This is a genomic window from Streptomyces sp. NPDC046308 (assembly GCF_055588065.1).
On record NZ_JBVJFB010000008.1, the window covers coordinates 64,482 to 75,794 of the forward strand.

Below are 11,313 nucleotides of genomic sequence, written 5' to 3' on the forward strand. Positions count from 1 at the left end.
CTGGCCCCGGCCGGAAAAGGCCGAAGGGCCGTACCCCCTTAACGGGGATACGGCCCTTTGGTGCCGCTACGGTGCTCAGCCTCGGATGAGGTTCCGGAGCACGTACTGCATGATGCCGCCGTTGCGGTAGTAGTCCGCCTCACCCGGCGTGTCGATGCGGACGACCGCGTCGAACTCCACGCCGGTGTCGGTGGTGACCTTGACGGTGCGCGGGGTGGTGCCGTTGTTCAGCTCCTCCACACCGGTGAAGGCGAAGGTCTCCTCGCCCGTGAGGCCCAGGGAGGCGGCGGTGGCGCCCTCCGGGAACTGCAGGGGCAGGACGCCCATGCCGATCAGGTTGGAGCGGTGGATGCGCTCGTAGGACTCGGCGATGACGGCCTTGACGCCGAGCAGCGCGGTGCCCTTGGCGGCCCAGTCGCGGGAGGAGCCGGAGCCGTACTCCTTGCCGGCCAGGATGACCAGCGGGATGCCGGCGGCCTGGTAGTTCTGCGAGGCGTCGTAGATGAACGCGACCGGCGCGCCCTCGACCGTGAAGTCGCGGGTGAAGCCGCCCTCGGTGCCCGGCGCGATCTGGTTGCGCAGGCGGATGTTGGCGAACGTACCGCGGATCATGACCTCGTGGTTGCCGCGGCGGGAACCGTACGAGTTGAAGTCGCGGCGCTCGACGCCGTGCTCGGTGAGGTACTTGCCGGCCGGGGTGTCGGCCTTGATCGCACCGGCCGGGGAGATGTGGTCGGTGGTGACCGAGTCGCCCAGCTTCGCCAGCACGCGCGCGCCGGCGATGTCGGAGACCGGGGTGGTCTCCATCGTCATGCCCTCGAAGTAGGGGGGCTTACGGACGTAGGTGGACTGCGGGTCCCACTCGAAGGTGTTGCCGGTCGGGATGGACAGCGCCTGCCACTGGGCGTCGCCCGCGAAGACGTCCTGGTAGGACTTGCTGAACATGTCCTCGCCGATGGCGTTCGCCACGACGTCGTTGACCTCGGCCTCGGACGGCCAGATGTCCTGGAGGAAGACCGGCTTGCCCTCGGTGTCGGTGCCGATGGCGTCCTTGGTGATGTCCACCTTCATGGAGCCCGCGATGGCGTACGCGACGACCAGCGGCGGGGAGGCCAGGTAGTTCATCTTGACGTCGGGGTTGATCCGGCCCTCGAAGTTGCGGTTGCCGGAGAGCACCGAGGTGACCGCGAGGTCGTGCTCGTTGATCGCCTTCGAGATCTCCTCGTCCAGCGGACCGGAGTTGCCGATGCAGGTGGTGCAGCCGTACCCGACGAGGTTGAAGCCCATCTTGTCGAGGTACGGGGTCAGGCCGGCCTTGTCGAAGTAGTCGGTGACGACCTTCGAGCCCGGGGCCAGGGTGGTCTTGACCCACGGCTTGCGGGTCAGGCCCTTCTCGACCGCCTTCTTGGCCACGAGCGCCGCGGCGACCATGACGTAGGGGTTCGAGGTGTTGGTGCAGGAGGTGATCGCGGCGACGGTGACGGCGCCGTGGTCGATCTCGAAGGAGGAGCCGTCGGCCAGGGTGACCAGGGTCGGCTTCGACGGGGCGCCGTTCGGGTGGTTCGCCGGGGCGTCGGAGGCCGGGAAGGACTCGATGCCCGCCTCGTCCACGTCGTCGACGTAGTTGCGCACGTCCTGCGCGAACTGCTCGGCGGCGTTGGCGAGGACGATGCGGTCCTGCGGGCGCTTCGGGCCGGCGATGGAGGGGACGACCGTGGAGAGGTCGAGCTCCAGCTTCTCGGAGAAGTCCGGCTCGGCGGCCGGGTCCAGCCACAGGCCCTGCTCCTTGGCGTACGCCTCGACGAGCGCGACCTGCTGGGCGTCGCGGCCGGTCAGGCGCAGGTACTTCAGGGTCTCGTCGTCGATCGGGAAGATCGCGGCGGTGGAGCCGAACTCCGGCGACATGTTGCCGATGGTGGCGCGGTTCGCGAGGGAGGTGGCGGCGACGCCCTCACCGTAGAACTCGACGAACTTACCGACGACGCCGTGCTTGCGCAGCATCTCGGTGATGGTCAGCACGAGGTCGGTGGCGGTGGTGCCGGTGGGCAGCTCGCCGGTCAGCTTGAAGCCGACGACCCGCGGGATCAGCATGGAGACCGGCTGGCCGAGCATCGCGGCCTCGGCCTCGATGCCGCCGACGCCCCAGCCGAGCACGCCGAGGCCGTTGACCATGGTGGTGTGCGAGTCGGTGCCGACGAGGGTGTCGGGGTACGCCTGGCCGTTGCGGACCATGACCGTACGGGCCAGGTGCTCGATGTTGACCTGGTGGACGATGCCGGTGCCCGGCGGGACGACCTTGAAGTCGTCGAAGGCGGTCTGGCCCCAGCGCAGGAACTGGTAGCGCTCCTTGTTGCGGCCGTACTCCAGCTCGACGTTCTGCGCGAAGGCGTCCTTCGTGCCGAACTTGTCGGCGATGACCGAGTGGTCGATGACCATCTCGGCGGGCGAGAGCGGGTTGATCTTCGCCGGGTCGCCGCCGAGCGCCTTCACGGCCTCGCGCATGGTGGCGAGGTCCACGACGCAGGGAACGCCGGTGAAGTCCTGCATGATCACGCGAGCCGGCGTGAACTGGATCTCCTCGCTGGGCTGGGCCTGCGAGTCCCAGTTGCCGAGCGACCGGATGTGGTCGGCGGTGATGTTCGCGCCGTCCTCGGTACGGAGCAGGTTCTCCAGCAGGACCTTCAGGCTGTAGGGAAGGCGGGCGGAGCCCTCGACCTTGTCCAGCTTGAAGATCTCGTACGACTCGTCGCCCACCTGCAGCGTGCTGCGGGCGTCGAAGCTGTTCGCCGACACGACAGTCTCCTTCATGCATGAATTCGCGCGTATAACCGCATCCTGCCGCCACGCCCCTTGGCCAATCCGCTAAGGTAGGGCTAAGTTAGGTAACCCTTACCAGCGGGGGCGGCTGCGGTACGCCTTCGGCAGATATCTCGATGTCGAGATAACTCTAGTACATGTCGGGGTCCGTGGACGAGGCGCGCACCCGCGGACCGCTCTCATCCAATCGAGGCGTTTACTCACCGAACCCAGTCGTTCGGCTTTCCGTCTCAGTGAACCTAGTCGTGCGGGCAATCGCACTGGGGGTTCTGGGGTGGCCGTACCGGCTGGGGTGGATCTTGCAGGTCTGTACGTCGAGCTGTCGTACGTAGACGCGGTAGGCGAGCGACAGCGACGCCTGCTGGTGGACTGCGCGACGGCCCGTTTTGAGGGCGTAATGCCGGTGCGGCCGTTTCGGTGGTCGCGTGGTGAGCGTCACTTCTCGGGCTGGTACTGGGTGGCGACGACCGGGCAGCACGTCGGCTTCGAGTCCTGGCTGGAACGGGACCGGCTTCTGCTCATGGACTTCGATCCGAGGGTGGTGGGGATCGCCTCGCAGCCCTTCTGGCTGCACTGGCACGACGGACTTCGGGAGCGTCGGCACGCTCCGGACTACTTCGTGCGCCGCGTGGACGGCTCAGCGGTGGTGATCGATGTCCGCGCGGACGAGCGAATCGAGCCGAAAGACGAGGCGTTCGAGGCGACACGGGCGGCCTGCACCCAGGCGGGCTGGGGATTCAAGCGGATCGGGGCACCGGAGCCGGTGTTGCTGGCGAATGTCCGGTGGCTGTCGCGCTACCGGCACCCGCGGTGCCTGCACCGCACGGCTGCGGACCGCCGGCGGGAGATCTTCGCGACGCCGGGGCCTCTTCTGCCCGGGGCCGACGCGGCGGGTGACCGGCTCTCGACGCTGCCCGCGCTGTTCCATCTGCTCTGGCTCCAGGAACTGGTCGCCGAGGACCTGTCGGTCCAGTTGCTGGGCCCTCGCACGATGGTGGGCCTGGCTGGGAGGGACGGCCATTGAACGGGCAGGGGCGGAGGGTCCCGCCCACCGCGCGGCTCGCGGAGTTCCCTGAGGCGGCGGCTGAACAGGCACTTTGGTGGGAGGGTCACATCCTGGAGGTGCTATACGGGCTGCCGCCGGGAGCCTCCGATGAGACAGCGCCTCGGCCGGAGTTCGACCCGAGGCTGCATTCGTTGGCTGAGCGCGAGCGGGCCAAGGCAGCCGAGTTGACGGCGGTCGGGCAGAAGGTAACGGCCAGCGGCATCAAGCAGCGGCGCCAGCGCTACCAGCGTGACGGATTGGTCGGCCTGGCCGACGGCCGGTCGGCCAAGCAGATGCCGGCCTTCGGGAAGGTCGATGCGGCGGTGGTGGAGGCGATGCGGCAGGCCATCGACGAGACGGCCGAGGACTCGTCGAAGACGATCGGATTCATAGCCTGGCGGGTCAAGGAGATCCTGACCGGCAGCGAGGATGGCGCCGGGGTCGAGGTTCCCTCGCGGGCCACTCTCTACCGGCTCTACAGCAAGCTGGCGACCGGCACTCACGCGACGGGATCGGCGAGTACACGCCGGTCGGTCAAGGCACGGCCGCCCGGCCCGTTCGGAGAACTTCCGGCCAGTGCACCGGGCGAGCTGATGCAGATCGACTCGACCCCGCTGGATGTGCTGGTGCGTCTGGACGACGGGATTGCGGAGAAGGTCGAGCTGACGGCGATGGTCGACATCGCGACGCGGTCGATCACGGCGGCAGTGCTGCGGCCGACCACCAAGGCCGCGGACGCGTCCGCGCTGCTGGCCCGGAGCGTCACCCCGGAGGCGATGCGGCCCGGCTGGTCGGAGGCCCTGCGGATGTCCCGTTCGGTGCTGCCGCATCGGCGGCTGCTGACCTTGGACGAGCGCCTGGAGCACGCGGCGGCACGGCCGGTGATCGTGCCGGAGACGATCGTCTGCGACCACGGCAAGGTGTTCGTCTCCCGGAACTTCCGGGCTTCCTGCCGCTACCTGGGCATCAATCTGCAACCGGCCCACAAGGCGACGCCGACCGACAAAGGCACGATCGAGAAGACTCTGGGCTCGGTGGCCACGCTGTTCGCTCAGTTCGTCGTGGGCTACACCGGCTCGGCCACGGACCGCCGCGGCCGGAAGCTGGAGGACGGGCCGCTCTGGACTCTCCCTGAACTCCAGAACCTGCTCGACGAGTGGGTCATCGCCATCTGGCAGACCAGGCCGCATGACGGGCTGCGTGATCCGCAGGCGCCGAGGCGCGCGTTCTCCCCGAACGAGAAGTACGCGATGCTGCTTCAGTCCTGCAGCTATGTCCCGGCTCCGCTGAACGGCGAGGACTACGTCGAGTTGCTGCCCGAACGCTGGCAGGCGATCAACAGCTACGGCATCCGGATCAAGCACCGCACCTACGATGACGGCGAACTGGGCCCCTTGCGCCGCCGGCACTCCGGGGTGATGGAGAAGAAGGGCTTGTGGGAGGTCCACCACGACCCCTACGACATCTCCCGCGTCTGGGTACGCGACCGCCGACGCGACCGGTGGATCACCGTCTTCTGGAAGCACCTGCGCCGCGTCGGTGTCCCGTTCGGGGAACTGGCCTGGGACCACGCCTGCGATCAGGTTCCCGGCGGCACGGAGGAACAGATCGCGGACGCCGCCGCTGCCCTGCTGCGGCGAGCCCACGACGGCCCCGCCCCGAAGCAGGGGCCCGCGGCCAAACGGTCCCGGCGCGTCGCCGCACGGACCCGGGCCACCGCCCCTGACCGTCCGGCCCCCGATCCGCCCGCCGACGAGGCCGCTCAGGAAGACCAGGCGGACACCGAGCTGGCCGATGTCATCCCGCTGGGTCTGTTCGACCCGCTCGCGAACCCCTGGAGGCGTCCGTGACCATCTCCGAACCGGCAACCCGCCACACCACGCTCCAGGAAGCCGATGCCGAGGCCAACCGGCAGTTGACCACGCTGGACGGATGGCGGAAGTTCGCCGCCGGCCCGCCCAGCCCTCCGGTCCTGCTGACTCACGCCGAGCTGGCCAAGCTGTCCCCGACCGAGCGGGCGCTCTATGACGACGACCGGCTCGACCACCACGCACGGATGCTGGTGGTCGCCACCTCGTTCGTCGAGAAGACCGTGGTCTGCGGCCGACGGCTGGTCCTGCTCAACCGGCACGCGATCAGCGCCCGCCGCGGGCTGATGGTCTCCGGACTCCCCGGAACGGGCAAGACCAGCGCGATCACTCAGCTCGGACTCGCCCACGAACTGCTCGACCGGGCCCGCCACCCGAACGTCAACGACCGCATCCCGGTGCTCTACATCACCGTCCCGCCCGCGGCGTCCGCCTGCATGGTCGCGGCCGAGTTCGCGCGCTTCCTGGGGCTGCCGGTCCGGGCCAGATCAAACATGACCGACATCATCGAAGCGGTGGTCGGCGTCTGCACGGACACCCGCACCGGTCTGGTCCTCGTCGACGAAATCCACAACGTCTCGCAGATCACACGGGCCGGGGCCGAGGTCTCCGACACCCTGAAGTACTTCTCCGAGCGCATCCCCGCGACGTTCGTCTACGCGGGCATCAACCTCGACACCAGCGAGCTCCTGGCCGGCACACGGGGCGCCCAGATCGCAGGCCGCTTCACCCTCGTCCCCACCCGCCCGTTCCCCTACGGCGACGAGTGGAAGGGGCTGGTCGCGACGATGGAGAAGACCCTGCTGCTTCACGATCACCCGCCAGGCAGTCTGGTCAAGCTGGACCGCTACCTCCACAACCGGTCCGACGGCATGATCGGAGCGCTCTCCCACGCGATCCGAGGCGCGCCGCGATCGACGCGATCCTCAGTGGCACAGAACGCGTGACCAAGGCGGGTCTCGACGCAATCCCTCTGGACCATGCCGCGGAAGCCGCGAAGAAGGGAAGGGGGCCGCTGACGTGACCCGCCCAGTGCCCGAGCTGCCTCGCCCGCTTGCTCCACTGCCCGTCCGGCTACGCCCCTGCGTCGGCGAGATCACCGACTCCTACGTCCGCCGCCTCGCACGCGCGAACCATCTCAAGCCGAGCTATCTCCACTGCTTCCTCAACGGACCACCGTTCTGGTTCGGCAAGCCCCAGCTGGACCGCCTGGCTGCGGTTTCCGGCCGCTCCGAGCAGTCTCTCGACCGGGCGCTCGCTGACGCCAGCTCCCCTCGCGGCCGCATGAAACCCAACCCGCGCACTCCTCGAACCGACCTGTTCCGCGGCCAGTCCCATCTCGCGTTGCTCATCTACATCGACGCCCGGAGGGGCCACACCATTCAGGACCTGGCCCTGCGGCATCAAGTCCCTCGACGTCTCGTCCGCCTCGCCCTGGACACGATGCAGCCGCCGCCCCGAGGAGTCGAACGGGGCCATTCACACCTCGACAGCGACCTCATGGAGCCCATTCAGGTGCTGGATCAGGGCCTCGGACCGAAACAGATCTGGCTGAACCTCATGGACGACCACGACGTCTCGGTGTCCTACACCCTGCTCCGCCACTACGTCCGCTATCGATTCCCTCAGCGCTCCGCGGCGCAGTGGCGGTCCTGACCAACCTGGATTAATGGGCGCATTTATGCACATAACAGTCAATCCAGGTCACATGCTCTGGCGACTACCATCACACAGGAACACCACCTCTCAGTTTGTGGGATCTGCAAAGATAACCCGATAAATCTTCGAGACTCAGACGGGGCAGTGGTGGCTGACTACAGGAGTGAAGTCCGGCAGAGCGTAATCACCGACTTGGAGACCAAGGTCTCCAAGGAGAACTACGGCAAGTACCTCAAGCGGCTGACCTTGCGGAAGCTCCGAGGCTTCACCGACCGTGAAGTCACTTTCGAGTTCCCGGTTACCGCACTGGTCGGTCCGAACGGCGGGGGCAAGACCACCGTCCTGGGGGCGGCGGCACTGGCCTACAAGAGCGTCGCTCCGGGGCGATTCTTTGCCAAAAGCGGCAAATACGACGCCAGCATGCAGAATTGGTCAATCGAGTACGAAATCATCGACAAGGAGCTTAACCCTCGTCTGTCAGTCTCGCGCACCGCGAGCTTCAAGCAGCTCAAATGGAACCGAACTGCCCCGGAGCGGGAAGTGCTGGTGTTCGGAGTCGAACGGACCGTGCCCGCCACAGAGCGGTCCAACTTCAAGGTCGCAATCGGCGGGTCCTTCGCAGCAGCGCGCGAGGTGACCCTTGCTCCCGAGGTCGCAGAGCATGCCACCAAAATCCTGGCCAAGCCCATAAAAGGGTTCCAGCAGCTCTACGTGGACGCTGCTGGCAAGGTCAAGCTCTTCTCCGGGCTCACCCCTCAGGGTGATGGGTACTCCGAGTTCCACTTCGGAGCCGGCGAAGCGAGCGTCATCCGTATCGTCGCCGGCGTCGAAGCTGCCTCCCCCGGGGCCATGATTTTTATCGAGGAGATCGAAAACGGCCTGCACCCGGTGGCTACTCAGCGCATGGTCGAGTACTTGATCGGCGTTGCCCACCGCAAGTCTTGCCAGGTCATTTTCACCACGCACTCAAATGACGCGCTCGCCCCACTGCCCTCCAAGGCCATCTGGGCGGCATACCTCGGCAACGTGATCCAGGGGAAGCTCGACGTCAAGGCCCTGCGGACCATCACTGGTCAGATTGAGGCCAAGCTTGCGATCTTCGTCGAGGACGATTTCGCCGAACTCATGGTCACCACCGCCCTTCGCAGCCACGGCGGCGTCGAGTTGGATGAGGTCAAGGTTCATGCGATGGGCGGCGCCGACCCAGCCATCAAGGTCAACGCTCACCACAACATCGACCCAACTCGCACTTATCCGTCGATTTGCATTCTCGACGGTGACCAGTTCGAGCGCACCAATCCCGACGAGGGCATCTTCGCCCTGCCCGGGGCCAGCTCGCCCGAGGCACACGTGCTGAATCGGGTGCTGGGTTGTCTGGACGAAGAAGCAGGTCGCCTTGCGGTGGCCCTCCACCTCGGCCTGCACGACCAGGAGCGAGTGAAAAAGGTCGTGAAGGAGCGCGCACTGACCAACTGGGACAGGCACATGGTCTGGGAGCAGATCGGCGGCGACCTGGACTTCACCTCCGGTCACATCGTCAAGAGCGCGTTCCTGACCACCTGGGCCCACAAGTTCCCCGAGGAAGTCAAGGCTCTGGTGGAGGCGATTGGCGACAAGCTTCCCCGCCGGGACAGCAACCAGCCGTGACCCGCCCCGCAGCAGACCCGGACAGCGCTTGGGGCGCCCCTTCAGCCGGACAACACACGAAGGGCGCTACTGCTGCGCTTGAGGCAGTCGGCTAGGTGCGACGACTAATTTCGCTGAGACGAAACACGGTCGACCAATCTGCTGCGGCCCGTCTCACCATCTACCGGGCTCGCATACTGTCTCAACGAAGAAAGTCCGCCCACGTCAGCGACTCGGCGCCGATAAACTTCGTTGAGACAGGACAACCCGCGGACCGGCCCCGACCTGCCTCCGACCCGCCCCCGCCCCGCCTCCGCCCTGCTTCCGGGCCGCCGCCGACCTGCCGTCGGCTGCCGTCGAGCCGCCTCCCGCCGGCCGCCGCCGCGCCGCCGGCCGGGCGCTTCGGGCGACCCCCGCGACACACCCCGGCCACCGGCCCCACTCCCCGTACCTGAGCGGCGGCGAGGTGATGCACTCACCCGTCTGCCCGGCCGGACCGTCGAGGTATCACGCGCACGTGAAGCCACTATGGGACCTGACGGTCAATAACTCCCAAATCGCCCAGCTGACACACCCATCTGGCATACCCGGCGCGGGAGTCATCTCATATCTGAGATAACGTGCCCCCATGGCAGACGACTACCTCGTACGCATCGGCAAGCTCATCCGTGACGCCCGTCAACACCGGGGCTGGACACAGAGTCAGCTCGCCGAAGCACTCGGCACCAGCCAGAGTGCCGTGAACCGGATCGAGCGCGGCAACCAGAACATCAGCCTTGAGATGATCGCCCGCATCGGCGAAGCGCTCGACAGCGAGATCGTCTCCCTCGGCTACGCCGGCCCGATGCACCTGCGAGTGGTCGGCGGCCGCCGGCTGTCGGGCGCCATCGACGTCAAGACGAGCAAGAACGCGTGCGTCGCCCTGCTCTGCGGCTCGCTCCTCAACAAGGGCCGTACGGTGCTGAGGCGGGTGGCCCGCATCGAGGAGGTCTACCGCCTCCTGGAGGTGCTCAACTCCATCGGCGTCCGCACCCGCTGGATCAACGACGGCGTGGACCTGGAGCTGGTCCCGCCGGCCCGCCTCGACCTGGAGGCCATGGACGCCGACGCGGCGCGCCGGACCCGGAGCATCATCATGTTCCTGGGCCCGCTGCTGCACCGGACGGACAGCTTCCGTCTCCCGTACGCCGGCGGCTGCGACCTCGGCACCCGCACCGTCGAGCCGCACATGATCGCCCTGCGCCGCTTCGGCCTGGACATCACCGCGACCGAGGGCATCTACCACGCGAAGGTCGAGGCCGGGGTCTGCCCCGACCGCCCGATCGTCCTGACCGAGCGCGGGGACACGGTCACGGAGAACGCGCTGCTGGCCGCCGCCCGGCACGACGGCGTCACCGTCATCCGCAACGCCTCCTCCAACTACATGGTCCAGGACCTCTGCTTCTTCCTGGAGGCGCTGGGCGTCAAGGTCGAGGGCGTCGGCACCACCACCCTCACCGTCCACGGCGTCCCGAACATCGACGTGGACGTGGACTACTCCCCCTCCGAGGACCCGGTCGAGGCGATGAGCCTGCTCGCCGCGGCGGTCGTCACGGAGTCGGAGCTGACCATCCGCCGGGTGCCGATCGAGTTCATGGAGATCGAGCTCGCGGTACTGGAGGAGATGGGCCTCGACCACGACCGCTCGGCGGAGTACGTCGCGGACAACGGCCGCACCCGCCTGGTGGACCTCACCGTCCGCCCGTCGAAGCTCGAAGCCCCGATCGACAAGATCCACCCGATGCCGTTCCCCGGGCTGAACATCGACAACGTCCCGTTCTTCGCGGCCATCGCCGCCGTCGCGCAGGGCCAGACGCTGATCCACGACTGGGTGTACGACAACCGCGCCATCTACCTGACCGACCTCAACCGCCTCGGCGGCCGCCTCCAACTCCTGGACCCGCACCGCGTCCTGGTGGAGGGCCCCACCCGCTGGCGCGCCGCGGAGATGATGTGCCCCCCGGCGCTCCGCCCGGCGGTGGTCGTCCTCCTCGCGATGATGGCCGCGGAGGGCACCTCGGTCCTGCGCAACGTGTACGTGATCAACCGCGGCTACGAGGAACTCGCCGAGCGCCTCAACTCGGTCGGCGCCCAGATCGAGATCTTCCGCGACATCTGAACGGGCCGCAGACCCGACCACTGCCCCTTCCCCCTGGGCCGGGGGGGGAGGGGTTGCTCCCCCCTCCAAACGCAGAGCTAAAAAAAGGGGGGGGGGAGAGAAGAAACACATGAACACGACGGTAGGAAAAAAAGAAGAAA

At 67.4% G+C, this 11,313-nt stretch carries 6 protein-coding genes and 1 pseudogene; 6 read left to right on the plus strand and 1 reads right to left on the minus strand.

Features of this window, described 5'->3' with window-relative positions; all coding sequences use genetic code 11:
- Positions 1-75 precede the first annotated feature (75 nt).
- Complete coding sequence (gene acnA, locus ACZ6JT_RS28400) at positions 76-2,793, minus strand: aconitate hydratase AcnA (RefSeq protein ID WP_469214020.1); 2,718 nt, start codon at positions 2,791-2,793, stop codon at positions 76-78.
- Between the two features lie 298 nt (positions 2,794-3,091).
- On the opposite strand from acnA, the gene ACZ6JT_RS28405 reads away from it, so the two are divergent.
- From ACZ6JT_RS28405 to ACZ6JT_RS28430, 6 genes and pseudogenes are all read left to right on the plus strand, one after another.
- Positions 3,092-3,841 carry a TnsA-like heteromeric transposase endonuclease subunit gene (locus ACZ6JT_RS28405; RefSeq protein WP_469214022.1) on the plus strand — a complete coding sequence of 250 codons (750 nt, stop codon included), beginning with the start codon at positions 3,092-3,094 and terminating at the stop codon, positions 3,839-3,841.
- A gap of 356 nt (positions 3,842-4,197) precedes the next feature.
- A complete protein-coding gene (locus ACZ6JT_RS28410; protein WP_469214433.1) occupies positions 4,198-5,712 on the plus strand; it encodes an integrase in 1,515 nt (504 codons plus the stop codon).
- A pseudogene (locus tag ACZ6JT_RS28415) lies at positions 5,709-6,754 on the plus strand (ATP-binding protein). Before ACZ6JT_RS28410 ends, ACZ6JT_RS28415 begins: the two are co-directional and overlap by 4 nt.
- A complete protein-coding gene (locus tag ACZ6JT_RS28420) occupies positions 6,751-7,386 on the plus strand; it encodes a hypothetical protein (RefSeq protein WP_469214023.1) in 636 nt (211 codons plus the stop codon). Before ACZ6JT_RS28415 ends, ACZ6JT_RS28420 begins: the two are co-directional and overlap by 4 nt.
- A 195-nt stretch (positions 7,387-7,581) precedes the next feature.
- Positions 7,582-9,036, plus strand: coding sequence for an ATP-dependent nuclease (locus tag ACZ6JT_RS28425; RefSeq protein WP_469214025.1), 1,455 nt, complete (start codon positions 7,582-7,584; stop codon positions 9,034-9,036).
- Between the two features lie 607 nt (positions 9,037-9,643).
- On the plus strand, positions 9,644-11,173 hold the full coding sequence (locus ACZ6JT_RS28430; protein ID WP_469214026.1) for a helix-turn-helix domain-containing protein: 1,530 nt from the start codon (positions 9,644-9,646) through the stop codon (positions 11,171-11,173).
- Positions 11,174-11,313: the final 140 nt, after the last annotated feature.

Bases quoted from the DNA above. Each gene is read 5' to 3' on its own strand.
- ACZ6JT_RS28410 (WP_469214433.1), top strand. From the start codon at position 4,198: ATGCGGCAGGCCATCGACGAGACGGCCGAGGACTCGTCGAAGACGATC.
- ACZ6JT_RS28430 (WP_469214026.1), top strand. From the start codon at position 9,644: ATGGCAGACGACTACCTCGTACGCATCGGCAAGCTCATCCGTGACGCC.